A 23,981-nucleotide genomic window follows, 5' to 3' on the forward strand; every position below is an offset into this window, starting at 1 on the left:
ACACCCCGCGCGACGGCCCCCAGGCACCCCGTCCGGCGACCCTCCGAGGCCCTGTACCGCAACCCTCCGCCCCGAGCTCTGGCCTCCGTCACCCTTCGGCTCCAGCCGCTGCGGCCCGGGCTCCGGCCCCGCTCCTGCGGCCCTCCGGCGCCATGTGCCGCGCCTCCGCGCCCAGACCCATGGGCCAGGCCCTGGACGCCCTCGGCTCCGGCTCCCCCCCGCCATGACCTCTGGGCTCTGGCTCCCGCAGCTGGACCCGCGTCCCCCGAGAACCCGCCCCGCGCCCCGATCCGTGGCGGCTTCGCGTCCCGAGGTCCCCCCCCCGTTGCCCTGTGGCCCTCCCGCGCCTCATGTCCGGGTTCTGGCTTCCGGCGCCCTGGCTCCGGGCTCTGGCTCCCGCAAGCTGGACCCGCGCCCCCTTCCTGCGGCCCCTGCGCTGAGGCCCACCTCGTGCCGCGGCCGTCCGGCGTCCCCTGTCCGGGCTCTGGGCTGCGGTCATCGGCGCCTCCAGCTCCGCCCCCGCCGTGAAGTCCGGGCTCTGGCCCCCTGCGGCGGCGGTGCTCCGGCCCTCGCCCCGGCCGCTGGGCTGCCGGCTGCGGTCATCGGCGCCTCCAGCTCCGCCCCCGCCGTGAAGTCCGGGCTCTGGCCGCCTGCGGCGGCGGTGCTCCGGCCCTCGCCCCGGCCGCTGGGCTGCCGGCTGCGGTCATCGGCGCTCTGGGCCTGGCCCCTCCGTGCCCGGAATCCGCCCCCGGAGGCCCGGGCCGGCGGCGCCCCCAGTCTGGGCCCGCGGCCGGCTCGTACCCTCGGCCCGCAGCCGCCCCCACCCTCGGCCCGCGGCCGCCCCGCACCCCCGGCCCGCCGAAGCCCGCCGGTCTCAGATGCCCGGCCGGTACCGGATCGGATGGTCCGCCGGTACCTCCACCAGCACGATCGGTGTGCCGTCCGGATCCTCGATCCACATCTCGACCAGCCCCCACGGCTCCTTCACCGGCGGCCGGACGACCCCGACGCCCTTGGCCCGCAGCTCGTCGTGTGCCGCCGTCAGGTCCGGGACCTGCAACCAGAGCCGTACGGCAGGGTCCGGCGAGGTCCGGGACCGGCCCGAGAGCTCCAGGAAGCCGCCGCCGAGGAAGTAGACGACCCCACGGTCCGGGCCCGTACCGAACTCGCGGTAGACGGCCAGGCCCAGCTGTTCGCCGTAGAACGTGCGCGAGCGTTCGGGGTCGGTGGGGCGCAGCAGGGTCCTGCTGCTGAGTACGTGCACCATGCAGCCGGAGCCTAGCGGGGCGGGGTTACTCTCGTCCGAGTCCCAGCCGCGCCAGACACCGGAGACCGCCCGCATGGACACCGCCGCCGCCCTCACCTTCCGTGACGCCACCGACGCCGACGTGGACGAGCTGGTCGCGCTCGTCGAGTCGGCGTACCGCGGGGAGTCCAGCAGGGCCGGATGGACCACGGAGGCGGACATCCTCCAGGGACAGCGGACCGACCCCGAGGGCGTGCTCGAGATCATCAAGTCGGCGGACGGCCGGGTGCTCACGGTCGAGCAGGAGGGCCGGATCGTCGCCTGCTGCCAGCTCGAACACCGGGGCGCTCACGCGTACTTCGGCATGTTCGCGGTCAGCCCCACGGCTCAGGGCGGCGGCCTCGGCAGGACGGTCCTCGCGGAGGCCGAGCGGCAGGCCCGCGCGATCTGGGGCGCCACCGAGATGCACATGACCGTGATCTCGGTGCGCGACGACCTGATCGCCTGGTACGAGCGCCGCGGCTACCGCCGTACCGGACGGATGACGCCCTTCCCCTACGGCGACGAGCGCTTCGGCATCCCTCAGCGCGACGACCTGCAGTTCGAGCTGCTGGTCAAGCCGCTCGTCTGAGCCGGTTCACGCGGTGAAGCGGCCCGTGCGCCGGATCTCCGGGTAGTCGGTGGTCGCGCCGTCCAGCTCCAGCGCGCGGACGAGCCGCAGCTGGTGCTGGGTGTTGACGACCCATCCGATGATCCGCAGGTCCCGCCTGCGGGCCTCCTCGACGATCTCCAGGGTGAGGCGCCGCAGGTTCAGGCACACGGTGGCGGCCCCCGCGTCCACGGCCCGGGCCACGATGTCGAGGCCGTAGCGGCTGCCGATCAGCGCGGTGCGCACCCCGGGCACCAGGCGGGCCATCTCGGCGACCGCCTCGTCGTGGAACGAGGACACCTCCACCCGCCCCAGCAGGTCCCGGGCATGCATCACCTCGGCCAGCGCCCGCGCCGCCTGCACGTCCTTGATCTCGGCCTGCAGCGGCAGCGCCACCGCGTCCAGGACCTCCTCGAACACCGGTACCCGCTCGCCGCGCCCCGCGTCGAGCGTCTTCAGCTCCGCGAGGGTCTGGTCGGCGATGGGCCCCGTACCGTCCGTCGTGCGATCCACGTCGGGGTCGTGCATGACCACGAGGGCGCCGTCCTTGCTCAGATGCAGATCGAGTTCGATCGCATCGAGGCCGGCCTCCTCGGCGGCGACGAAGGAGCGCAGGGTGTTCTCGGGCTCGACACCCATGACGCCGCGGTGACCGATGGTGACGAAGTTCAAGACGGGACTCGCTTCCGTCGACGGCGGGGAGACGGGGGGGTGGAGAAGTCCGCAGCCTAACGGCCCCGGGGCGGCCATGGACACGTGTAGACGGCGGTGCCCGGCGCGCCTACCCAGCCGTAGCGGAAGTAGTCACTCCTCCGGTGTCCGACAGGAAAAACTGCAGTGAAGATGCGAGCGCGCAGGATAATTTCCCGTGGCCCCACTTGCTGGAGGAAACCTCGTATGCATACGGTGTCCATACGCGAGGTTCTCCAGTGGAGGATGGGACATGACGGAAATTCTTGTGCAGGCGGCGATGGAGGAGCGGATTCCTCCCGCGAGCAGGGTGGTGGAGCACCCGGCTTGGCCGGTGCTCAAGGATGCCGTGGAGCGCATCCGCCCCTGGCAGTCCAAGGACGGATCGATCGACTTCACGGCTGAGGGCGCCCCGGAGCGCGCCCGGGCCGAGCAGGCCGTCCGGGACGTGATCGAGGCGGTCGGGGAGCTGTCCCCGCTGCTCCCGCACGACGCGGAGTACCACCGTGCGCTGGCCGGGGACCTGCGGGCCTGGATCGACGGCGGCTTCGGCGTGCCGGACTTCCTCGACTCGCTGCTGGCCTTCCAGCCCGCCGCCAACCGCGCGGACGGCCTGCAGCACCTGGTCGTGTTCCCGATGTACACGCAGAACGGCAACCCGGACCGCAATCTGGAGGCGGTCGTGCTGCGCATGGTCTGGCCGGACTGGCTGGCCGAGTTGGAGCGCACCCGTTACGACAACCCGCTGTTCTGCGGCATCACCTTCGAGGACTTCACCTCCGGCTACGACACCAACTCGGCCGTGCTCTTCCCGGAGACGATCGCCGTCCGTGAGGCGCCGGAACGTTTCTCCTGGGGCGGCATCTTCTGCGACCGCGAGGCCGCCCGCTTCCGCCGCGTCACCGACGCCGCCGTCGACATCCTCGGCCTGGAGCTGCCCGAGGACATCGCCGCGATGGTCCACGACCAGAAGCGCTGCGAGGAGGCCTTCGTCCTGTGGGACATGGTCCACGACCGCACCCACAGCCACGGCGACCTGCCCTTCGACCCCTTCATGATCAAGCAGCGCCAGCCGTTCTGGATGTACGGCCTGGAGGAGCTGCGCTGCGACCTCACCGCCTTCAAGGAGGCCGTGAAGCTGGAGGCCGACGGCGTCCCGCAGGCCCGTGACGTGCAGTACGCCGTCCTCTTCGACCGCATGTTCCGCTTCCCGGTCACCGGCGAGCGTGTCCGCAACTACGACGGCCTCGGCGGACAGCTGCTCTTCGCCTACCTGCACAAGCACGACGTCGTCCGCTGGACCGACAACAAGCTGCACATCGACTGGCAGCGCGCCCCGCAGGTCACCAACCAGCTCTGCGCCGAGATCGAGACGCTGTACCGCGACGGCATCGACCGCCCGAAGCTGGTCCACTGGTTCGCCGGCTACGAACTGGTCTCCACCTACCTCGCCCCGCACCCGGGCTCCAAGTGGGCCAAGGGCCCCGACGCCCTGGACCTGAGCCAGCCGCCGCGCAAACTCGTCGATGACGTGCTTCCGGACGAGTTTCCGCTGAGCATGTTCTATGAGGCACTGTCCAAGAAGCTGAAGAACGTGATCGCCTCGACCCGGGGCATCACGGCGGACAGCGCCGGCAAGGTCGCCGCGTGAGCGACCGTACGAACACCGCTCAGCAGGAGGCAAGGATGGGGAACGGGGCTCTCAACGGTGCGGTGATCGCGGTGGCCGGCGCGGGCGGACCCGCGGGCCGCGCGGCGCTGCTCAGGCTCGCCCGCGCGGGCGCGACCGTCGTCGGCGCGGACAACGACCCGGAGCGTCTGGCGGAGGCCGTCGACCACGCCCGCTACGAGGCCGGCGGCGCGACCGTCACCGGTGACACCGTCGACCTGCTCGACCTGAACTCCACCCGGGAGTGGGCCACCCGTATCGAGAAGGACTTCGGCCGCGTCGACGGCCTGGTGCATCTCGTCGGCGGCTGGCGTGGCAGCGAGACCTTCACCAAGACGAGCCTCGACGACTGGGACCTGCTGGAGCTGCTGCTCGTCAAGACCGTGCAGCACACCTCCCTCGCCTTCCACGAGTCGCTGCAGCGCAGCGAGCGGGGCCGCTACGTCCTGATCAGCGCCGCGGGCGCCAGCAGCCCCAGCGCGGGCAACGCCGCCTACGCCGCCGCCAAGGCCGCGGCCGAGGCCTGGACGCTGGCCCTGGCCGACTTCTTCCGCAAGGCCGGCGGCGCCGAGGGCCCGAGCTCGGCGGCCGCCATCCTGGTGGTGAAGGCGCTGGTGCACGACGCGATGCGCGCCGAGCGGCCCCACGCGAAGTTCGCGGGCTTCACCGATGTCAAGGACCTGGCCGAGGCCATCGCCGGAGTCTGGGAGAAGTCCGCCCCCGAAGTGAACGGACAGCGTCTGTGGCTCACCGAGAAGCCGTGAACCCACCGAAGACCGACGCCCGCCGCCATCACGACCCGGAGGTCCGTGGGTTCGCCAGCGACAACTACGCCGGGGCCCACCCGGAGGTGATGGCCGCCCTGGCCCTGGCCAACGGCGGCCATCAGGTGGCGTACGGCGAGGACGACTACACCGAGAACCTCCAGCGGATCGTCCGCAGCCACTTCGGCTCCACGGCGGAGGCGTTCCCGGTCTTCAACGGCACCGGCGCCAACGTCGTGGCGCTCCAGGCGGTCACCGACCGCTGGGGCGCGGTGATCTGCGCCGAGAGCGCCCACATCAACGTCGACGAGGGCGGCGCACCCGAGCGCATGGGCGGCCTGAAGCTGCTCACCGTCCCCACGCCCGACGGCAAGCTCACCCCCGAGCTGGTCGACCGGCAGGCCTGGGGCTGGGAGGACGAGCACCGCGCGATGCCGCAGGTCGTCTCGATCACCCAGAGCACGGAGCTCGGCACCCTCTACACGCCGGACGAGATCCGGGCGATCTGCGACCACGCCCACGCGCACGGTATGAAGGTCCACCTGGACGGCTCCCGCATCGCCAACGCGGCCGCCTCCCTGAACGTCCCCATGCGGACGTTCACCAACGCGGCCGGCGTCGACATCCTCTCCCTCGGCGGGACGAAGAACGGCGCGCTGTTCGGCGAGGCGGTCGTCGTCATCAACCAGGACGCCGTCGGCCGGATGAAGCACCTGCGCAAGCTGTCCATGCAGCTCGCCTCGAAGATGCGTTTCGTGTCGGTGCAGTTGGAGGCGCTGCTCGCCAAGGACCTGTGGCTGCGCAACGCCCGGCACGCCAACGAGATGGCCCAGCGGCTGGCCGAGGGCGTGCGGGCGGTGCACGGGGTGGAGATCCTCCACCCGGTCCAGGCCAACGGGGTCTTCGCGAAGCTGCCGCACGAGGTGAGCCTGCGGCTGCAGAAGCGGTTCCGGTTCTACTTCTGGGACGAGGCCGAGGGTGTCGTGCGCTGGATGTGCGCGTTCGACACCACCGAGGAGGACGTGGACGCGTTCGTCGCGGCCGTCAAGGAGGAGATGGCGCACTAGCGGCATCCAGTCCTGCATAGATATGCGGTCATCTGAAAAGTCATTGACTCTCGGGTGATCGCGTTTCTATGCTCTCCAGCCATGGAGCTGATCCAGGAGAACCCCGACCTGTCCGCCTATTTGGCCGCAGACGAGGTCATCGACCATGACCGCCCGCTGGTCAGGGAAACGGCCGCACGGCTGGCGAAAGATGCCGCGGACTCGTATGACTATGCGCGTCTGGCGTTCGAGTTGGTGCGCGACACGATTCCCCACTCGCAGGACTCGGGCGACCCGCGCGTCACCTGGCGCGCCTCCGACGTGCTCGAACAGGGCACGGGCATCTGCTACGCCAAGGCCCACGCGCTCGCCGCCCTGCTGCGGGCCGAGGACATCCCGACGGCGCTGTGCTACCAGCGGTTCGCCCATGACGCCGGTGCCGGGTACTGCGTCCACGGCCTGGTCGCCGTCCGTTTCCACGGCGCCTGGCACCGCCAGGACCCGCGCGGCAACAAGCCGGGTGTGGACGCGCGGTTCTCCCTGGACGGCGAACGGCTCGCCTTCCTCCCGGACGCCGAGGCGGGCGAGCTGGACTACCCCGTTCTGTACGCCGCCCCGCACCCGGCGGTGCTGACGGCGCTCAAGGCCGCGCCGGACCGGCCCCACCTCTGGGAGACGCTTCCGGCCGGGCTGGACTGAGCCGAGCGGTACGCGGACGTCCACCGGGGCCGGCGACGCCTCTCGGGCCGTCTCAGCCGGTCTCGGCCGCCCGCACCTGCTCCGGCGTCGGCGCGGTCCCGCCCAGATGGGCCGGCATCCACCAGGTGTCGTTCGCGTCCTTCGGGCGGACCGGGTAGGCGCGCTGGGCGGCCTCCAGGAGCTCCTGGACGCGCTCGCGCACCTGACGGGTGAGGGCACCCGCGTACTTGTCCTTGGACGCCTCGATCGCCTCGCCCACCCGGATGGTGATCGGGGTGTGGCTGCGCTTGAAGTTGCGCGGGTGACCCTTCGTCCACAGCCGCTGCGTCCCCCACACGGCCATGGGGATCAGCGGCACGCCCGCCTCCTGCGCGAGCCGCGCCGCGCCCGACTTGAAGCTCTTCAGGGTGAAGGACTGCGAGATGGTCGCCTCGGGGAAGACCCCGACGATCTCACCCGAGCGCAGCGAGTCCAGCGCGTGCTGGTAGGCCGCCTCGCCCTGGTTGCGGTCCACAGGGATGTGCTTCATGGCGCGCATGAGCGGACCGGACACCTTGTGGCGGAAGACGGACTCCTTCGCCATGAACCGCACCAGACGTTTCTGCGGGAGCGCCGCCAGGCCGTTGAAGATGAAGTCGAGGTAGCTGATGTGATTGCTCACCAGCACGGCGCCGCCCGAGCGCGGGATGTTCTCCGACCCCTTGCAGTCGATCTTGAGGTCCCAGGCCTTGAACAAGGTCTGGGCGAGGCCGACGACGGGACGGTAGACAAGCTCTGCCATGGGCGGGGCGGACCCTTCCTTCTGCCCGGAAGGGATTCCCCCCGGGCAAAGTTACGCAGCCGTAGGTTTACGGCATGTCGAGATCGTGCCCGAAGAACGGCCGGGGGGCCAGTCCCCGTGCCCCTGGGCGACGAGATCCTCGTCACTCGGCCCCGTGATCGACCTCGGTCTTTTACGGCGCGTTCACTCCGCCCGTACCGCCACCCGCCGTACGACCAGGTACATCTCGCACCCCAGGCAGTACCCGAAAGCGGCATTGAGGAAAGCGGCCGCGAGCGCCGCACCGGTCGCCGCGAGCCCCAGCCACCCCGGCCCCAGGGTGAAGCCGATCAGACCGGCGGCCGCGAAGGCCAGCCCCACCGCCTGCGCGAACCGCGGCGGCCGCGGCGACTCGAACTCCACCGGCGGGCCGATCCGCGGCCGTACGACCCCGCGGAACACCCAGCCGTACGGCGAGCGCCCGACCCCGCCCGCCGCGCCCAGGGCGAACGCCAGTGTCTGCCAGGCCAGCAGCCAGGCACTGCCCGTGACCAGAACGGCCGCCAGTACTACGGTCGTGACGGCGGCTCCGAAGCGCGGGCCCCTCACATCGATGTCCATGAATCAAGCATTCCGCAACGGTGGCGATTCCTGGGGTCGGGAATCTTTGCAGTCTCGTGAACGCTGGAGCGGCTGATGACCGGACTGGTGGTGTGTGTGGCGGTGCTCGTCGCGGCGAGCGCCTACGGAGTGCTGCAGCGGCGGCGGAGCGGGAGGGTACGGGTGCGCGGGCGCGACGACGGAAAGCGGCTCGGCGCCGACCGGCTGGGCGGCGCACTGGGGGAGCGGGCCACGCTCGTGCAGTTCTCCAGCGCCTTCTGCGCGCCCTGCCGGGCCACCCGGCGGGTCCTCGGGGAGGTGGCGGGCCTGGTGCCCGGCGTGGCCCACATCGAGATCGACGCCGAGGAGCACCTGGACCTCGTGCGCGAACTCGACATCCTCAAGACCCCGACGGTCCTGGTCCTCGACGCCGACGGCCGCGTCGTACGGCGCGCCACCGGCCAGCCCCGCAAAGCCGACGTCATCGCGGCACTGGGGGAGGCGGTGTGACGGGCCGTGGGGACCGTGAGACGCCTCCCAGATGCCGGAACGTACTTGACTGTGCACGCCACCCGTCGTCAGCCTGAGCCCATGCCTGAGGAACTCCTTCTCTACGGACGGGTCCACGTCGACCTCGCCCGTACCGCGAGCGCGCGCTGTCCGGGTCGCTGAGCAACCACGGACCCTCCCGCCGCTCTCCCCAGAAGGACGACAACTCCATGACGGCCTCGCCCGGCCTCGGCACCCCTCAGCTCGCCTCCCCCGATCTCCTGCGCTCCGTCTTCCGCCGGCACGCCGCCGGAGTCGCCGTGATCACCGCCTCCGGTGAGTCCGGCCCGGTCGGTTTCACCGCCACCTCCCTGACCTCCGTCTCCGCGGAGCCCCCGCTGCTCTCCTTCGGCATCGGCACGGGCGCGTCGAGCTGGCCCGCGATATCCGGGGCCGAGCACGTGGGCGTGCACCTGCTCGGCGAGCACCAGGAGGACCTGGCCGCCACCTTCGCCCGCAGCGGCGCCGACCGCTTCGGCGCGCCCACCGCCTGGCGGCCGGGCCCCGAGGGCGTCCCGGTCCTCGACGACGTGCTCGCCTGGCTGGTGTGCCGGGTCGTCGCGCGTGTCCCCGCCGGGGATCACCGCATCGTGCTGGCCGAGGTCGTCCTGGGCGACCCCGCGGGCGCGGGCCGTCCGCTGCTCTATCACCAGGGCCGGTTCAACGCGCTGCGGCATTGATCACTGCCCGGCTCTCCTGCGGAGCGGTCGAGTTCCGGTTACGCTGCGTTGCAGAGGTCACAGTTCAAAGCGCTTGCTTAGCGGGCAAGAACTGGGTGTACTGACGAGTAATATTTCGTTCGGAGCGCGGGCCGCCCCGATCGGGATCGGCCGCTTGTGGCGCCTATGCTGCCTGAAAGAAGGCAGCCGAGAACTGACGATGCAGTAGGAGAGCCGGCGTGAGCTTGAGGATCGTTGTCACTGTGAAGTACGTGCCCGACGCCACTGGCGACCGGCACTTCGCCGATGACCTGACCGTCGACCGGGACGACGTGGACGGTCTGCTCTCCGAGCTCGACGAGTACGCCGTCGAGCAGGCGCTGCAGATCTCCGAGAACTCCGACGACGACGTGGAGATCACCGTCCTGACGGTGGGCCCCGAGGACGCCAAGGACGCCCTGCGCAAGGCCCTGTCCATGGGCGCCGACAAGGCGATCCACGTCGAGGACGACGACCTGCACGGCACCGACGCCATCGGCACCTCCCTGGTGCTGGCCAAGGCCATCGAGAAGGCCGGCTACGACCTGGTGATCTCCGGCATGGCCTCCACCGACGGCACCATGGGCGTGCTGCCGGCGCTGGTCGCCGAGCGCCTGGGCGTCCCGCAGGTCACCCTGCTCTCCGAGGTCTCCGTCGAGGACGGCACCGTCAAGGGCCGCCGCGACGGCGACGCCGCCTCCGAGCAGCTCGAGGCCTCCCTGCCGGCGGTCGTGTCGGTCACCGACCAGTCGGGTGAGGCCCGTTACCCGTCCTTCAAGGGCATCATGGCGGCCAAGAAGAAGCCGGTGGAGTCCTGGGACCTCTCCGACCTCGACATCGAGGCGGAGGAGGTCGGCCTCGACGGCGCCTGGACCAAGGTGGAGGCCGCGGCCGAGCGCCCGGCCCGCACCGCCGGCACGATCGTCAAGGACGAGGGCGAGGGCGGCAAGCAGCTCGCCGAGTACCTCGCGAGCCAGAAGTTCGTCTAAGGCTCGACACGCCGACCGCCCCCTCAACTTCGTTTCGCAGGAGAGCAATCCCATGGCTGAAGTCCTCGTCTACGTCGACCACGTGGACGGTGCCGTCCGCAAGCCGACCCTCGAGCTGCTGACCCTCGCCCGCCGCGTCGGCGAGCCCGTCGCCGTCGCGCTCGGCGCCGGTGCCGAGAACACCGCCGCCGCGCTCGCCGAGCACGGCGCCGTCAAGGTCCTCACCCACGACGCGTCCGAGTACGCCGACTACCTCGTCGTACCGAAGGTGGACGCGCTGCAGGCCGCCGTCGCCGCCGTCTCCCCGGCCGCCGTCCTGGTCCCGTCCTCCGCCGAGGGCAAGGAGATCGCCGCCCGCCTCGCGCTGCGCATCGGCTCCGGCATCATCACCGACGCCGTCGACCTCGAGGCCGGCGACGAGGGCCCGGTGGCCACCCAGTCGGTGTTCGCCGCGTCCTTCACCACCAAGTCCCGCGTCATCAAGGGCACCCCGGTCATCACGGTCAAGCCGAACTCGGCCGCCGTCGAGGCCGCCCCGGCCGCCGGTGCGGTCGAGGCCCTCGCGGTCACCTTCTCCGACCAGGCCACCGGCACCAAGGTCACCGGCCGCACGGCCCGTGAGTCCACCGGCCGCCCCGAGCTGACCGAGGCCGCGATCGTCGTCTCCGGCGGCCGTGGCGTCAACGGCGCGGAGAACTTCGCCATCATCGAGGCCCTCGCCGACTCCCTCGGCGCGGCCGTCGGCGCCTCCCGCGCCGCGGTGGACGCCGGCTGGTACCCGCACACCAACCAGGTCGGCCAGACCGGCAAGTCCGTCTCGCCGCAGCTCTACATCGCCAACGGCATCTCCGGTGCCATCCAGCACCGCGCCGGCATGCAGACCTCGAAGACGATCGTGGCCGTCAACAAGGACGCCGAGGCCCCGATCTTCGACCTGGTCGACTACGGCGTCGTCGGCGACCTGTTCGACGTCGTCCCGCAGCTCACCGAGGAGATCAAGGCCCGCAAGGGCTGATCCCCCGGCCGGCCGAGTGATCACCCGATCCGGTCGCCGTCAGCTGTACGGGGCCCCCGTGACCGCACCGGTCACGGGGGCCCCGGCGTGTTCAGCCGAGGCGCACCGACGCCGTCACCGGCAGATGGTCGCTCGGGTACTGGCCGTTCGCGCAGTACGTGTCGACCCACGCCCGGCGCACCGTCACCCCGGGCGTGGCCAGGATCCAGTCGATGCGGTCCCCGTCCGGCCGCAGCCCCTGGTACCCGTGGAACGTCCCGTACGCCGGTCCGCGCCGCCGCGCCGTGTCCCAGGTGTCCACGAGGCCCGCGCGCAGCAGCGTGTCGTAGGCCGTGCCGGCGTGCGCGACGGCGTTGAAGTCGCCGGTCAGCAGGACCGGGCGGGAGAAGCCGAGCCCCCGGATCCGCTCGGCCATCAGGCGGGCGGCCCGCGCGCGTGCGTACTCGCTGCGATGGTCGAGATGGGTGTTGAGGACGTGGAACTCCCGTCCCGCGTCGAGCAGGTCCCGGAAGCGGACCCGGGTCACGAGCCGGGGAAAGGCCGCGCCCCAGGTGTTGGAGCCGGGCACGGTGGGCGTGTCGGAGAGCCGGAAGACGTCGTGCTCGACCGGGGCGAGCCGGCGGACGTCGTAGAAGACGGCGGTCGACTCCTCGTTGCCGCTGCCGGGGGTGCCGATCCAGTCGTAGTGCGGACCGAGGTCGGCCCCGATGTTCAGCAACTGGGAGAACTGGCCCTCCTGGGTGCCGATGACGTGCGGGGCCGCCCGTTGTAACAGCGTGCGCATGACCGGACGGCGGACCGCCCACGGGTCCGACGCGGCGGGCACCCGGATGTTGAACGACATGACGTCGAGCGGCGGGACCAGCTCGGGCTTCCGGTGCGGTGCGGGGCTCTCGCGCCGGGCCTGCGAGGCCCCCGCCGTGCCCAGCAGGGGCACGGCGACGACGGCGGCCACCATCGTTCGCAGCCCCTCCCGCCGGGTCGGCTCTCCGCTGCCCGCCATGTGTCCCCCTTCGCCTCGTGAGCCAGGATGAAGGTGTGCGGGTCTGTGCGGAAGAGGGGGATGGTGCGGAAGTGATCACACAGGACCACGGCGTGGACAGGGTGTTGACCCGCCGTGACCTCCACGGATAGCTTCGTTCTACGGATTGTTGATTCCGTACAGTGGAAAACAGGAGGGCGTGGGATGGCTCAGAGCCGGCACGAGACGGTGGCGACCAGCCTCGCGGGCGCCGTCACCGAGGAGATCAGCGCCTCCCTCGCCCCGGTCGACGCCGAACTCGACCGCCGCTACCCCGGCGACCCCGGCACCCGCCAGCCGGTGCACACCGTCTACGTCCCCGCCGACGCCTTCGCCGCGGACACCGTCCGGTCCTGGGGCGACAGGGCCCTCGCCGCCCTCGACGAGCACGCCCCCGACGCCGCCTCCTTCGCCGCCTGCCTCGGCCTGTCCGACACGCTCGCCGGCCCCGTGTACGCGCGCGTGCGCGCCAAGCTGGAGCGCGAGCCCGTCGAAGACCTCCGCGTCGACTTCGAGGACGGCTACGGCCCCCGCCCGGACGCCGAGGAGGACGAGGCGGCGGCACGGGCCGCCCGGCTCGTCGCCGAGGCGTACGCGAAGGGCACGGCGGCCCCGTACACGGGCATCCGCATGAAGTGCCTGGAGGCCGCCGTACGCGACCGGGGCATCCGCACCCTCGACGTCTTCCTCACCGGCCTGCTGGCGGCCGGCGGCCTGCCCGACGGCCTGGTGCTGACGCTGCCGAAGGTGACGTACCCCGAGCAGGTCACCGCCATGGTGCGGCTCCTGGAGGCCTTCGAGAAGGCCCGCGGACTCGAGCCCGGCCGGCTCGGCTTCGAGATCCAGATCGAGACCAGCCAGGCCATCCTCGCCACCGACGGCACCGCGACCGTCGCCCGCATGATCCAGGCCGCCGAGGGCCGCGCCACGGGCCTGCACTACGGCACCTTCGACTACAGCGCCTGCCTCGGCGTGTCCGCCGCCTACCAGGCCGGCGACCACCCGGCCGCCGACCACGCCAAGGCGGTCATGCAGGTCGCCGCGGCCGGCACCGGCGTACGCGTCTCGGACGGCTCCACCAACGTCCTGCCCGTCGGCCCGACCGAGAAGGTCCACGACGCCTGGCGCCTGCACTACGGCCTCATCCGCCGCGCACTCTCCCGCGCCTACTACCAGGGCTGGGACATGCACCCCGCCCACCTCCCCACCCGCTACGCCGCCGTCTTCGCCTTCTACCGCGAGGGGTTCACGCAGGCCGCCGAGCGCCTGTCCCGGTACGCCGGCCGGGCCGGCGGCGACGTGATGGACGAACCGGCCACCGCCAAGGCCCTCAGCGGTCATCTGCTGCGCGGCCTGGACTGCGGTGCCCTCGACCTCGCCGAGGTGACCGGCGCGACCGGCCTGTCCCGGGCGGCCCTGGAGGGCTTCGCGGCACCCCGGCGAGGCGATCCGACGGCCTCGGCGCAGTAGCCGGGGCCCTCGGGGCTACTCCCCGGAGAACCCGTACGGGCGCGTGATGATCTCCATCCCGTGCCCAGCCGGGTCCATGAAGTACAGGCCCCGGCCGCCGTGGTCGTGGTTGATCTGACCCGGCTGCCGGCCGTGCGGATCCGCGAAGTACGTGATCCCGGCCGCCTTGATCCGGCCGAAGGCGGCGTCGAACTCCTCGTCGGAGACGAGGAACGCGTAGTGCTGCATGACGATCGACTCCGCCGGGATGGTGGCGAAGTCCAGGGTGACTCCGTTGCTGGTGCCGACCGGGACGAACGGGCCCCACTCGGTGCCGACTTCGAGCCCGAGGAGGTGCGCGAGGAACTCGGCGGACTCCCGGTTGTCACGGGAATGGACGATGGTGTGGTTCAACTCGACTGACATGTGTGGAATGCCTCCGCAAGGCAATCTCACGGGCACCTCCATGCCTCACCCGGTCGGTGACCGACACGCGATGCCGTGCCTTGATCCTAACCACACCGCAGGTGCTCCAGACCGGAGTTCGTCACCATCTTCTCCTCCGCGAACAGTCGTGTGCCCTGCAGGGGCAGGCGCGGGTCGGCCCGCGCGCGCGTGACGAACTCCTCCGGTGTATCCCCGAACAGCCGCCTCAACGCCCTTGACCCGAGGAGGAGTTCGGTGATGAGGGCGTGCTGGCCGGGATGGCCGCGCGGGGCGTCGGTGCCGTTGCGCAGGACGCCGTGCCGGTTCACGTACGAGAACACCTCGGGAAGCCTCTCGCCGTTCTCCAGCTCGACGTAGTACCGCGGCGCGGCCAGGACGGCACGGTCGTAGTTCGGCTCGGTCGCGTCGATCGCTGCGAGTTGCCCGCCGTCGAGCCAGATGACGAACAACTCCCGTGTCGCACCGGGGGAGTCGACGGGAGAGGCGGACACGTACCCGGGCCGGCTGATGTGCGCGGAGACACCGACACCGATGCCCGTCACCCGCGCCCGCACCATCGGGATCGGGGAGCTGATCCCCGACGCGGCCATCTTGTGCCGCAGTTGACCGGGGGAGGCGTTGGAGCCGACCGCCAGGACCGGGCTTCGGCCGGGGTGCGTGAGCCGGCCCAGCGGCAGCATTAGATCGCCGGTGAGCAGGCCCGACCCGGTCGGCCACACACCCGGATAGGTCAGCGGGTGATCACGCGGCGCGTGAGCCAGCCCCAGCGCCTCCAGCGTACGGAGCTCTCGGCGTTCGTCCATCTCCGTCCAGTCTGCCTCAGCGGCCCCGCAGCGGCTCCGCCTCCGGTCCGCCGGGGCGCCCGCGGCTTCAGACCGCCGGGGGCAGTTCGCCCGAACCGCGGGCGATGAGCCTGGTGGGCAGCTCGATGCGCTCGGGCACGACCAGGGTGCCCTCCAGCTGCCGGAACAGGCGCTCCGCGGCGGTCCGGCCGAGCGCCGCCGCGTCCTGGGCCACCACGGTCACGCCCGGCCGCAGCAGATCGGCCAGCTCCAGGTCGTCGAAGGCCACCAGGGCCACCGCGCGGGACTGCTCCGCGAGCACCCGGATCACCGTGACCGTCACCCGGTTGTTGCCCGAGAAGACCGCCGTCACCGGCTCGGGACCGGACAGCATCTCCTCGGCCGCCCGGCGCACCCGGCCCGGATCGGTCGTGCCCAGCGAGACCCAGGCGTCCTCGACCTCGATCCCCGCGTCCTCCATCGCCGTCCGGTAGCCGCGCAGCCGCTCCGCCGCCGTGTGGATGCGCGGCATGTCGCCGATGAAGCCGATCCTGCGGTGCCCGTGCGCGATGAGATGGGCCACGCCCTCGCGGGCCCCGCCGTAGTTGTCCGACAGCACGCAGTCGGCGTCGATCTGCCCGGCCGGCCGGTCCACGAAGACCGTCGCCACGCCCGCCTTGATCTCCGGCTCCAGATAACGGTGGTCGTCCCCGGCCGGGATCACCACGAGACCGTCCACCCGCCGGGCGCACAGCGCCAGCGCCAGCTCCTGCTCACGGTCGGGGTCCTCGGCGCTGGAGCCGTTGATCAGCAGCGCGCCGTGCGCGCGGGCCACCTCCTCCACCGCGCGGCTCAGCGGGCCGTAGAACGGGTCCGCGAGGTCCTCCAGGACCAGGCCGATGCTCGCGGTGCGGCCCTTGCGCAGCACCCGCGCGCTGTCGTTGCGGCGGAAGCCGAGCGCGTCGATGGCCTCCTGCACGCGGCGCTCCGTCTCGGGCGTGACCCCGGGCTCGCCGTTCACCACCCGCGAGACGGTCTTGAGTCCGACCCCGGCGCGTGCCGCGACGTCCTTCATCGTGGGACGGTTGCCGTAACGGCTGTCGGGGCGGCGCGGCGTCTCGGGCACGATGCGGTGTCCTGTTCCTGTCGTCCACGGGAGGTACTTCCCGCCGCCGCGGGCACCGTGGTGCCGGCGGGGTGGATGAGTCCCTGGGTTTGTATGAGGATGTGGCGTCGAGCATAGAGCCTGGACAACGTTGTCAGATGCGGGAGAGACTGTCCACCGACAAACTCCGGCCACGTCCCCCACCCCGGGCCGGCCGGCCCTTTTCCAAGGTTGACGGGGAGAACCGACACTGTGATGCAGACCGACCTCGTGGCCGCGCTCGACATAGGCGGCACCAAGATCGCCGGAGGGCTGGTGGACGGCGACGGCACGATCCTGGTCCGCGCACAGCGGCCCACGCCCGCGCAGGAGGGCGGCGACACCGTGATGGGGGCCGTCGAGGAGGTGCTGAAGGAGCTGACCGCCTCGCCGCTGTGGCCGCGCGCGTACGCCGTCGGCATCGGCAGCGCCGGTCCGGTGGACGCCTCCGCCGGCACGGTCAGCCCGGTGAACGTGCCCGGCTGGCGCGACTACCCGCTCGTCGACCGCGTCCGTGCCGCCACCGGCAGTCTGCGGGTCGAGCTGATCGGCGACGGCGTGGCGATCACGGCGGCCGAGCACTGGCAGGGCGCTGCCCGAGGCCATGACAACGCCCTGTGCATGGTGGTCTCCACGGGAGTGGGCGGGGGGCTGGTGCTCGGCGGACGGCTGCACCCCGGTCCCACCGGCAACGCCGGCCACATCGGTCACATCAGCGTCGACCTCGACGGCGACCCGTGTCCCTGCGGGGCGCGCGGCTGCGTCGAGCGCATCGCCAGCGGCCCGCACATAGCCCGTCGCGCCCTGGAGAACGGCTGGCGGCCCGGCCCCGACGGCGACACCTCCGCCGCGGCGGTGGCCGCCGCCGCCCGCGCGGGCGACCCGGTGGCCGTCGCCTCCTTCGAACGCGCCGCCCAGGCCCTCGCCGCCGGCATCGCGGCCACCGCGACCCTCGTCGAGATCGACATCGCGGTGATCGGCGGAGGTGTGGGCAAGGCGGGCGACGTCCTCTTCGTGCCGCTGCGCCGGGCCCTCCGCGACTACGCGACCCTCTCCTTCGTCCAGCGCCTGACCGTGGTCCCGGCGCAGATGGGGACGGACGCGGGTCTGGTGGGAGCAGCGGCGGCGGCGCTGGCGGGAACGTCGACGGCGGGGGTGTGAGCGGTGCTCCGAGGGGTGCTGCGGGGGCGCTGTGCGGCTTGCTGTGAGCGGTGTTGTGCAGGAACGTTCAGGCGGGGCGGTGGAGGGGCGGGTCGTCGGGTCGGCGGATCGCGGGTCGGCGTAGCGGCGGATTCGCGGGTCGGTGGACCGGTGGCTCGCGGATTTGTGTGACTCGTGTGGCGTGCCTTGTGCCGGGTCCCGTGGGCTGGTGGGGCGCGGACCGGCGGGCCGGCCGCTCGGTGGACCGGAGGGCGGCGGATTCGTAGAGGGGCGTATCGGGGGATTCGCCGGTCGGTGGCCGGTGGCCGGTGGCCGGTGGCCGGTGGCTCGGTGTGCCGCGCGCCGTGCCGGGCCCCGTGGGCTGGAGGGGCGCGGACCGGCGGGCTGGTGGGTCACGGATGGATGGCTCCATCTGCCGTGCTCCCGCGCCGGGCCCCGCCGGCTGACGGCTCGCGTATCGGCGTATCGGTGGACCGGTCGATCGGTCGATCGGCGGTCCCATGGATCGCGGACCGTGGGCAGGCGGACCGCGGACCTCGCACCGCGCGGATCGGCGGGCCGGTGGTTCAGTGGAACCGCTGGGTCAGGGGACCGGCGGGGCGACCGGGCGCCGGGCTTCCGGTCGGAGGTGGGGCTGGGGCGTCGCGTGACCTCCGTGGCGTCCGGCCCGTTGGAGTGGGCATGAAGAAGCGCAGCATGCTCGCCATCGCCTCCCTCGCCACCGGCTTCGTCGTCGCGGCCATCACCCCCTCGCACGGCCTGGCCGCCCAGGACCTCGACGAGCTGAACGTCGGCGACACCCTCAGCACGCTCGACCACACCGTCGCCAGTGACAGCCTCGCGATGGACGACGACGCCCTGGGCCAGGGCGGCTGACGGCGGACGCGGGACGCCGAAGGCGCGAGGCCGTGGCGCCGCCGCCCCCGCCAGGGGCACCGGCGCCACGGCCTTCGTGCGCCCTCTTCCCCGAACTGGTTTCCGTGGCAGGGTGGAGCGGGCAAGCCACAGGGGGCCAACAGAAGAGGGGGAAATGTGACCGTCGTTTGGATCAACGGCGCGTTCGGTGCGGGCAAGACCACGACCGCACGGGAACTGATCGACCTGATCCCGAACAGCACGCTCTTCGACCCCGAGGTCATCGGCGGAGGGCTCCCGCACCTGCTGCCGCCCAAGCGCCTCGCCGAGGTCGGCGACTTCCAGGACCTGCGGATCTGGCGACGGCTCGTGATCGACACCGCCGCCGCGCTGCTGGGTGAACTCGGCGGCACCCTCGTCGTCCCCATGACCCTGCTCCGCCAGGAGTACCGTGACGAGATCTTCGGCGGCCTCGCGGCCCGCCGGATACAGGTCCGCCATGTGCTCCTCGCTCCGGCGGAAACGATCCTGCGCGGGCGGATAGCGGGCCGGGAGGTGCCGCCCGACCTCCCCGACGGCGAGATCCGCATCCGCCAGTGGTCCTACGACCACATCGAGCCCTACCGCGCCGCCCTGGCCTCCTGGCTCTCCGCCGACGCCCACCTCGTCGACACCAGCCACCTCACCCCGTACGAGACCGCCGTCCGCATCGCCGAGGCGGTCGGCACCGGTGCCGTGCCGGCCTGCGACATCGTGCAGACCCCCGAACCCACCGGCGAGACGCTCGCCTCCGGGGTGCTGCTCTTCGACGAGCAGGACCGGGTGCTGCTCGTCGACCCGACCTACAAGCCCGGCTGGGAGTTCCCCGGCGGCGTCGTGGAGCCCGGCGAGGCGCCCGCGCGCGCGGGCATGCGGGAGGTCCTGGAGGAGACCGGGATCCGGCTGGACGACATACCCAGGCTGCTCGTCGTCGACTGGGAGCGGCCGCAGCCGCCCGGCTACGGCGGGCTGCGCCTCCTCTTCGACGGCGGCCGGCTCGACTCGACGGCCGCCGAGGGACTGCTGCTGCCGGGGCCCGAACTGCGCGGCTGGCGCTTCGTCACGGAGGAGGAGGCGGCCGACCTCCTCCCTCCGGTCCGCTACGAGCGGCTGCGCTGGGCCCTGCGGGCGCGGGAACGCGGAGCGGCCCTGTACCTGGAGGCGGGCATCCCGGTGGGCTGAGCGTGTGCCTGCGCACGGCTGTGCCGGTACGGGCCGGCTGGGCTGTGCCGGTCTGGGCGGGCGGGGTGCTGCGCGGCTTCAACGCCTTCGGGGACACCCGGAGGGCTGTGCCGGTCCGGGCCGGTGGCCTGCCCCCGGAGCACGCGGGGCGCGGGGTCGGGCGGTGAGGCCCGCATGCTGCCGGAGGGCTGAGTGCCTGGCCTGGTCGCCGGGGTGCCCGTAGGGCGGGGGACCGGCCACCGGAGCCATCAGGCCGCAGGGAATCGAGCAGCGCTCCCGTTTCCGCCGGAACGGCACCCCCTCAGGGCGTGGACGGCCAGGCGTCCGCAGCCTCCGCAGAACACGCGACGCCCGGCCGGTCACCGGGGAGCCGTGGCCGAAGCAGGCCGTCTCTGTTGTGAGGGCGGCGAGCCGGCGGAAGGAGATGAGGGCCTGGGGGCGGTCGAGGTGGAAGACGCCCGGCAGGACCGAGTCGCCGAGCGGCGAGGCCGCGGCCGCTTCGCCGGTGAACAGGCTTCCGTGGCGGGGCAGGTGGACGGCGATGCTGCCGGGGGTGTGTCCGGGGACGTGGACCACCCGGGCGCCGTCGCCGAAGCCGAGGATCTCACCGTCGGACAGCGCGGTGACCTCCGTCGGGGGCGTGAACCGCCCGCCGGGCAGCTGCTGTTGTGTCGCCACGAGGAGGGGGCGTGGGCGTTCCCAGTCCTCCAACTGCGGTGCGGGAGCGGGTACTTCGCTGCGCAGCACGGCAGCGTCCGCACCGTGCGCCAGCACCTCTGCGCGGCTCGTCGCCGCCAACTCGGCGGCGCCACCGGCGTGGTCCTCGTGGAAGTGGGTGAGGAGGATCCGCCGCAGGGCTCCGGGCGGGTGTCCCGGCGCCGTGACCGCCTCGGCGATCGCCGGGCCGGAGCCCGGCGGGCCGGTGCCGATCAGCGTCAACTCGTCGCCGTCGCGCCGAGGAAGGCTCGACCACCGTCGACGGACTGACCGGCGAAGCGCGGTGGGAGGGCCTGCAGTACGACGAGGAGCGGGTGCGGGCGGGGGAGCAGCTCGACGACGTCCAGGGGACGACCGTAGGAGGGCCCCGCCCGTCGGACGGGGCCCTCTGCCCATGGCAGGGCGGCTCAGCTCGCCGCGTAGTTCCGCAGGAACAGCGCCTCGGCCACCGCGAGGCGCTCCAGCTCCTCCGGGGAGACGCTTTCGTTGACCGCGTGGATCTGGGCCTCCGGCTCGCTCAGTCCGATGAGGAGGATCTCCGCGTCCGGGTACAGGGACGCGAGGGTGTTGCACAGGGGGATGGAGCCACCCTGGCCGGCGTACTGCATCTCCTGGCCCGGGTAGGCGACCGCCATCGCCTCGGCCATGGCCGCGTACGCCGGGCTGGTGGTGTCGGCGCTGAACGGCTGCCCCTGGCCGATCTGCTCGGTGCTCACCCGCGCGCCCCACGGCGTGTGCGCCTCCAGGTGCGCCTGGAGCAGCTTCGTCGCCTCGGCCGCGTCCACTCCCGGCGGCACCCGCAGGCTGATCAGCGCGCGGGCGCTCGCCTGCACGGACGGGGTGGCGCCGACGACAGGCGGGCAGTCGATCCCGAGGACGGTCACCGCGGGCCGGGCCCAGATGCGGTCGGCGACCGTGCCGGAGCCGATCAGCCCGACGCCGTCGAGGACCTTGGCGTCCTGCCGGAACTGCTCCTCGTCGTACTGCAGGCCCTCCCACCGCGCTTCGCCGGTCAGTCCGTCGACGGTGGTCGAGCCGTCCTCGGCGCGCAGCGAGTCCAGTACGCGGATCAGCGCGCCCAGCGCGTCGGGCGCCGCGCCGCCGAACTGGCCCGAGTGCAGGTTGCCCTCCAGGGTGTCGATCTTCACCCGCATCATGGTCATGCCGCGCAGGGTGGAGGTGACGGTGGGCAGGCCGACGCGGAAGTTGCCCGCGTCGCCGATCACGACGGTGTCGGCGGTGAGCAGGTCCGGGTGCTGCTCGGCGTACCGCTCCAGACCGCCGGTGCCCTGCTCCTCCGAGCCCTCCACGATCATCTTCACGTGCACCGGGACACCGCCGTTCGCCTTGAGGGCGCGCAGCGCGAGCAGGTGCATGATGAAGCCGCCCTTGCAGTCGGCGGTACCGCGTCCGTACCAGCGGCCGTCGCGCTCGGTCAGCTCGAACGGCGGGGTGGTCCAGCCGGCCTCGTCCAGCGGCGGCTGCACGTCGTAGTGCGCGTAGAGCAGAACCGTCCGGGCGCCCTCCGGGCCGGGCAGACAGCCGTACACCGACTGGGTGCCGTCGGGCGTCTCCAGGAGTGCCACGTCCTCGAATCCCTCGGCGCGCAGCGCGGCCGTGATCCAGTTCGCGGCGGCCTCGCTCTCGCTCCTCGGGAACTGGTCGAAGTCCGCCACCGACTTGAAGGCCACCAGCTCGGTGAGCTCCGCCTTCGCCCTGGGCATCAGCGAGGCGACGGTTTCGGCGACCGGATTCGACGACATGGGCACGCTCCTTGTGGGTGCGACGTTGTACAGGGTGGCACTGGTCCGTCCGGGGGACCGTGCGAGCGTACGCGCTGCCGGGATGGGGTCGCGTACGCCGCCGATCTTCCCACAGCGGACTGTCATCGGACCGTGACGATCTCCGCCGTAGGATGCGGGGGACAGGTGCGGCAGGCGGCTTGATCGGGAGCAGTAGACCATCGTGAGCAGCGAGAACTCTTCGGCGGACGACGTGCGGCAGGTGTGGGACGTCGTCGTGGTGGGCGCGGGACCCGCGGGGGCTTCGGCCGCCTACGCGGCGGCGGTCACGGGACGGCGCGTGCTGTTGCTGGAGAAGGCGGAGCTGCCCCGCTACAAGACATGCGGCGGCGGCATCATCGGTCCCTCACGGGACGCCCTGCCACCCGGCTTCGAGCTGCCCCTGCGCGACCGCGTCCACGCGGTGACGTTCTCCAACAACGGGCGCTTCACCCGCACCCGCCGCTCCCGGCAGATGCTGTTCGGACTGATCAACCGGCCCGACTTCGACCAGCAACTGGTCGAGCACGCCCAGAAGGCGGGCGCCGAGCTGCGTACGGGCGTCACGGTCACGCGGGTGGAGCAGCACGGCTCGGCGGTGCCCGACCGGCGTACCGTCGCGGTCGTCCTGCAGGGCGGCGAGACCGTCCTGGCGCGCGCGGTCGTGGGCGCGGACGGCAGCGCCAGCCGCATAGGAGCGCACGTCGGCGTGAAGCTCGACCAGGTGGACCTCGGCCTGGAGGCGGAGATCCCGGTGCCGGACACGGTCGCCGAGGACTGGAAGGGCCGCGTCCTCATCGACTGGGGCCCGATGCCCGGCAGCTACGGCTGGGTCTTCCCCAAGGGGGACACGCTGACCGTCGGCGTGATCTCCGCGCGCGGCGAGGGCGCCGCCACCAAGCGCTACCTGGAGGACTTCATCGGGCGGCTCGGCCTCGCCGGCTTCGAGCCGAGCATCTCCTCCGGCCATCTCACCCGCTGCCGTGCCGACGACTCGCCGCTGTCGCGCGGCCGGGTGCTCGTGTGCGGGGACGCGGCGGGCCTGCTCGAGCCGTGGACCCGTGAGGGCATTTCCTTCGCCCTGCGTTCGGGCCGTCTGGCCGGCGAGTGGGCGGTCCGTATCGCCGAGGCGCACGACGCGGTGGACACCCGCCGTCAGGCCCTGAACTACGCGTTCGCGATCAAGGCGGGCCTCGGTGTGGAGATGGCGGTCGGCAAGCGGATGCTGGCGATCTTCGAGCGCCGTCCAGGTCTCTTCCACGCGGCCCTCACCGGCTTCCGCCCGGCCTGGCGGTCGTTCACCGACATCACCCGGGGCCGGACGTCCCTCGGCGAGCTCGTCCGCACCCATCCGATGGCCCAGCGCGTGCTGACCATGATGGACCGGCGCCAGGAGCCGGCGCCGGAGGCGGAGGACTCCTGAGCGGCCGAGGGGTTCAGCCCTCGACCGTGATCCGGAACACCGGGTGGTCGGGGGCCGCCGCGACGATCTCCTCGTCCGTGGACTTGGCCGTGACCCCCTGGAAGTACTGGTCGACCTCCCAGCCCCACTTCTCCAGGTAGGTCCGCAGCACCGGGAGCTTCTCCTGGTCGGGAAGCTCCACCGCGGTGAACGTGCGGACCTTGCGCCCCACCCGCAGCTCCCCGCCGCCGGCCGCCCGCATGTTGCGCACCCACTGGGAGTGCCCCCGGGCCGAGACCAGGTACTGCGCGCCCCCGTAGGTGTGCGGGTTGACCGGGATGCGCTGCATCTGCCCGCTCTTGCGGCCCCGCACGGACATCTCCGCCGTGCCCGCGAGGCTGAGCCCGTGCCGGGCCAGCCACCCGATGACGCTGTTGAGGCGGACGTTGAGCGGGCTGCCCTTGAGGTAGTACGGCGACGACGACATCGGTGACCCCCAGTCATGGAGAGAGCGGTGCTCTCGCTTGAGTCGAGTGTGCACGACACCATCACTCCAGAGCAAGAGCACTGCTCTCGGAAATGTGCACCGCTCTCGAACGTGTGCACTGCTCCGCTTTCATGGGACAC

The 23,981-nt window shown here is 72.2% G+C and carries 26 protein-coding genes; 15 read left to right on the plus strand and 11 right to left on the minus strand.

The genetic code is table 11. From position 1 onward, the window contains the following. Positions 1-874: 874 nt before the first annotated feature. Positions 875-1,267, minus strand: coding sequence for a VOC family protein (locus ACFY30_RS11380; RefSeq protein ID WP_390844953.1), 393 nt, complete (start codon positions 1,265-1,267; stop codon positions 875-877). A 73-nt stretch (positions 1,268-1,340) separates the two neighbouring features. Between ACFY30_RS11380 and ACFY30_RS11385 the strand changes: the two genes are divergently transcribed. Next, positions 1,341-1,877, plus strand: a complete 537-nt coding sequence (locus ACFY30_RS11385) for a GNAT family N-acetyltransferase (RefSeq protein ID WP_390844954.1) — start codon at positions 1,341-1,343, stop codon at positions 1,875-1,877. Positions 1,878-1,883: 6 nt separating this feature from the next. Here the strand turns inward: ACFY30_RS11385 and ACFY30_RS11390 are convergent, their stop codons facing one another. Then, positions 1,884-2,567, minus strand: coding sequence for a glycerophosphodiester phosphodiesterase (locus ACFY30_RS11390; RefSeq protein ID WP_390844955.1), 684 nt, complete (start codon positions 2,565-2,567; stop codon positions 1,884-1,886). A gap of 271 nt (positions 2,568-2,838) precedes the next feature. On the opposite strand from ACFY30_RS11390, the gene ACFY30_RS11395 reads away from it, so the two are divergent. The 4 genes from ACFY30_RS11395 (at position 2,839) to ACFY30_RS11410 (ending at position 6,763) form a co-directional block, all read left to right on the plus strand. Continuing rightward, on the plus strand, positions 2,839-4,236 hold the full coding sequence (locus tag ACFY30_RS11395) for a DUF6421 family protein (RefSeq protein WP_390844956.1): 1,398 nt from the start codon (positions 2,839-2,841) through the stop codon (positions 4,234-4,236). A gap of 35 nt (positions 4,237-4,271) precedes the next feature. After that, on the plus strand, positions 4,272-5,018 hold the full coding sequence (locus tag ACFY30_RS11400; RefSeq protein WP_390844957.1) for an SDR family NAD(P)-dependent oxidoreductase: 747 nt from the start codon (positions 4,272-4,274) through the stop codon (positions 5,016-5,018). Then, positions 5,015-6,085 carry a threonine aldolase family protein gene (locus ACFY30_RS11405; protein WP_390844958.1) on the plus strand — a complete coding sequence of 357 codons (1,071 nt, stop codon included), beginning with the start codon at positions 5,015-5,017 and terminating at the stop codon, positions 6,083-6,085. The genes ACFY30_RS11400 and ACFY30_RS11405 overlap by 4 nt, the downstream gene beginning before the upstream one ends. Before the next feature lie 81 nt (positions 6,086-6,166). Then, the gene (locus ACFY30_RS11410) at positions 6,167-6,763 is read left to right on the plus strand and encodes a transglutaminase domain-containing protein (protein WP_390844959.1); all 597 of its coding nucleotides are present in this window, start codon (positions 6,167-6,169) and stop codon (positions 6,761-6,763) included. A gap of 52 nt (positions 6,764-6,815) precedes the next feature. Here the strand turns inward: ACFY30_RS11410 and ACFY30_RS11415 are convergent, their stop codons facing one another. Both ACFY30_RS11415 and ACFY30_RS11420 read right to left on the minus strand, forming a co-directional pair. Beyond that, on the minus strand, positions 6,816-7,544 hold the full coding sequence (locus ACFY30_RS11415; RefSeq protein WP_390844960.1) for a lysophospholipid acyltransferase family protein: 729 nt from the start codon (positions 7,542-7,544) through the stop codon (positions 6,816-6,818). Positions 7,545-7,727: 183 nt separating this feature from the next. After that, a complete protein-coding gene (locus ACFY30_RS11420) occupies positions 7,728-8,144 on the minus strand; it encodes a DUF4395 domain-containing protein (RefSeq protein ID WP_390844961.1) in 417 nt (138 codons plus the stop codon). A gap of 75 nt (positions 8,145-8,219) precedes the next feature. On the opposite strand from ACFY30_RS11420, the gene ACFY30_RS11425 reads away from it, so the two are divergent. From ACFY30_RS11425 to ACFY30_RS11445, 5 genes are all read left to right on the plus strand, one after another. Beyond that, positions 8,220-8,633, plus strand: coding sequence for a TlpA family protein disulfide reductase (locus ACFY30_RS11425; RefSeq protein WP_390657567.1), 414 nt, complete (start codon positions 8,220-8,222; stop codon positions 8,631-8,633). Between the two features lie 81 nt (positions 8,634-8,714). After that, positions 8,715-8,795 (plus strand): putative leader peptide, encoded by an 81-nt coding sequence (locus ACFY30_RS11430; RefSeq protein WP_390657891.1) that lies wholly within the window; start codon positions 8,715-8,717, stop codon positions 8,793-8,795. A 47-nt stretch (positions 8,796-8,842) separates the two neighbouring features. Next, positions 8,843-9,352, plus strand: a complete 510-nt coding sequence (locus ACFY30_RS11435) for a flavin reductase family protein (RefSeq protein WP_390844962.1) — start codon at positions 8,843-8,845, stop codon at positions 9,350-9,352. Positions 9,353-9,570: 218 nt separating this feature from the next. Continuing rightward, positions 9,571-10,359 (plus strand): electron transfer flavoprotein subunit beta/FixA family protein, encoded by a 789-nt coding sequence (locus ACFY30_RS11440; RefSeq protein WP_390657569.1) that lies wholly within the window; start codon positions 9,571-9,573, stop codon positions 10,357-10,359. Between the two features lie 52 nt (positions 10,360-10,411). Further along, on the plus strand, positions 10,412-11,374 hold the full coding sequence (locus ACFY30_RS11445) for an electron transfer flavoprotein subunit alpha/FixB family protein (protein ID WP_390844963.1): 963 nt from the start codon (positions 10,412-10,414) through the stop codon (positions 11,372-11,374). Between the two features lie 91 nt (positions 11,375-11,465). Here ACFY30_RS11445 and ACFY30_RS11450 read toward each other — a convergent pair whose 3' ends face one another. Beyond that, on the minus strand, positions 11,466-12,377 hold the full coding sequence (locus tag ACFY30_RS11450) for an endonuclease/exonuclease/phosphatase family protein (RefSeq protein ID WP_390844964.1): 912 nt from the start codon (positions 12,375-12,377) through the stop codon (positions 11,466-11,468). Between the two features lie 183 nt (positions 12,378-12,560). Between ACFY30_RS11450 and ACFY30_RS11455 the strand changes: the two genes are divergently transcribed. Further along, positions 12,561-13,865, plus strand: coding sequence for a DUF6986 family protein (locus ACFY30_RS11455; RefSeq protein WP_390844965.1), 1,305 nt, complete (start codon positions 12,561-12,563; stop codon positions 13,863-13,865). Between the two features lie 15 nt (positions 13,866-13,880). Here the strand turns inward: ACFY30_RS11455 and ACFY30_RS11460 are convergent, their stop codons facing one another. From ACFY30_RS11460 to ACFY30_RS11470, 3 genes are all read right to left on the minus strand, one after another. Continuing rightward, on the minus strand, positions 13,881-14,270 hold the full coding sequence (locus tag ACFY30_RS11460; RefSeq protein WP_390844966.1) for a VOC family protein: 390 nt from the start codon (positions 14,268-14,270) through the stop codon (positions 13,881-13,883). A gap of 86 nt (positions 14,271-14,356) precedes the next feature. Beyond that, positions 14,357-15,094, minus strand: coding sequence for a hypothetical protein (locus tag ACFY30_RS11465; RefSeq protein ID WP_390844967.1), 738 nt, complete (start codon positions 15,092-15,094; stop codon positions 14,357-14,359). Between the two features lie 67 nt (positions 15,095-15,161). Beyond that, complete coding sequence (locus tag ACFY30_RS11470) at positions 15,162-16,199, minus strand: LacI family DNA-binding transcriptional regulator (protein ID WP_390844968.1); 1,038 nt, start codon at positions 16,197-16,199, stop codon at positions 15,162-15,164. Positions 16,200-16,433: 234 nt separating this feature from the next. Here ACFY30_RS11470 and ACFY30_RS11475 point away from each other — a divergent pair, with 234 nt between their 5' ends. The 3 genes from ACFY30_RS11475 (at position 16,434) to ACFY30_RS11485 (ending at position 19,454) form a co-directional block, all read left to right on the plus strand. Then, complete coding sequence (locus tag ACFY30_RS11475) at positions 16,434-17,378, plus strand: ROK family protein (protein ID WP_390844969.1); 945 nt, start codon at positions 16,434-16,436, stop codon at positions 17,376-17,378. 681 nt (positions 17,379-18,059) lie between these two features. After that, positions 18,060-18,254, plus strand: a complete 195-nt coding sequence (locus tag ACFY30_RS11480; RefSeq protein ID WP_390657579.1) for a hypothetical protein — start codon at positions 18,060-18,062, stop codon at positions 18,252-18,254. A 156-nt stretch (positions 18,255-18,410) separates the two neighbouring features. Then, a complete protein-coding gene (locus tag ACFY30_RS11485) occupies positions 18,411-19,454 on the plus strand; it encodes an NUDIX domain-containing protein (protein ID WP_390844970.1) in 1,044 nt (347 codons plus the stop codon). A 78-nt stretch (positions 19,455-19,532) separates the two neighbouring features. Here ACFY30_RS11485 and ACFY30_RS11490 read toward each other — a convergent pair whose 3' ends face one another. Together ACFY30_RS11490 and ACFY30_RS11495 are read right to left on the minus strand one after the other, a co-directional pair. Then, positions 19,533-20,393 carry an MBL fold metallo-hydrolase gene (locus ACFY30_RS11490; protein WP_390844971.1) on the minus strand — a complete coding sequence of 287 codons (861 nt, stop codon included), beginning with the start codon at positions 20,391-20,393 and terminating at the stop codon, positions 19,533-19,535. A gap of 185 nt (positions 20,394-20,578) precedes the next feature. After that, entirely contained in the window at positions 20,579-21,934 is a 1,356-nt protein-coding gene (locus ACFY30_RS11495; RefSeq protein ID WP_390844972.1) for a dipeptidase, read from the minus strand. A gap of 202 nt (positions 21,935-22,136) precedes the next feature. On the opposite strand from ACFY30_RS11495, the gene ACFY30_RS11500 reads away from it, so the two are divergent. Further along, entirely contained in the window at positions 22,137-23,375 is a 1,239-nt protein-coding gene (locus ACFY30_RS11500) for a geranylgeranyl reductase family protein (RefSeq protein WP_390844973.1), read from the plus strand. 13 nt (positions 23,376-23,388) lie between these two features. Here the strand turns inward: ACFY30_RS11500 and ACFY30_RS11505 are convergent, their stop codons facing one another. Next, positions 23,389-23,841: a nitroreductase family deazaflavin-dependent oxidoreductase gene (locus tag ACFY30_RS11505; RefSeq protein WP_390844974.1), complete on the minus strand. Its 453-nt coding sequence runs from the start codon at positions 23,839-23,841 to the stop codon at positions 23,389-23,391. Positions 23,842-23,981: the final 140 nt, after the last annotated feature.

It is taken from the genome of Streptomyces sp. NPDC000345 (assembly GCF_042898825.1).
Taxonomy (GTDB): domain Bacteria; phylum Actinomycetota; class Actinomycetes; order Streptomycetales; family Streptomycetaceae; genus Streptomyces.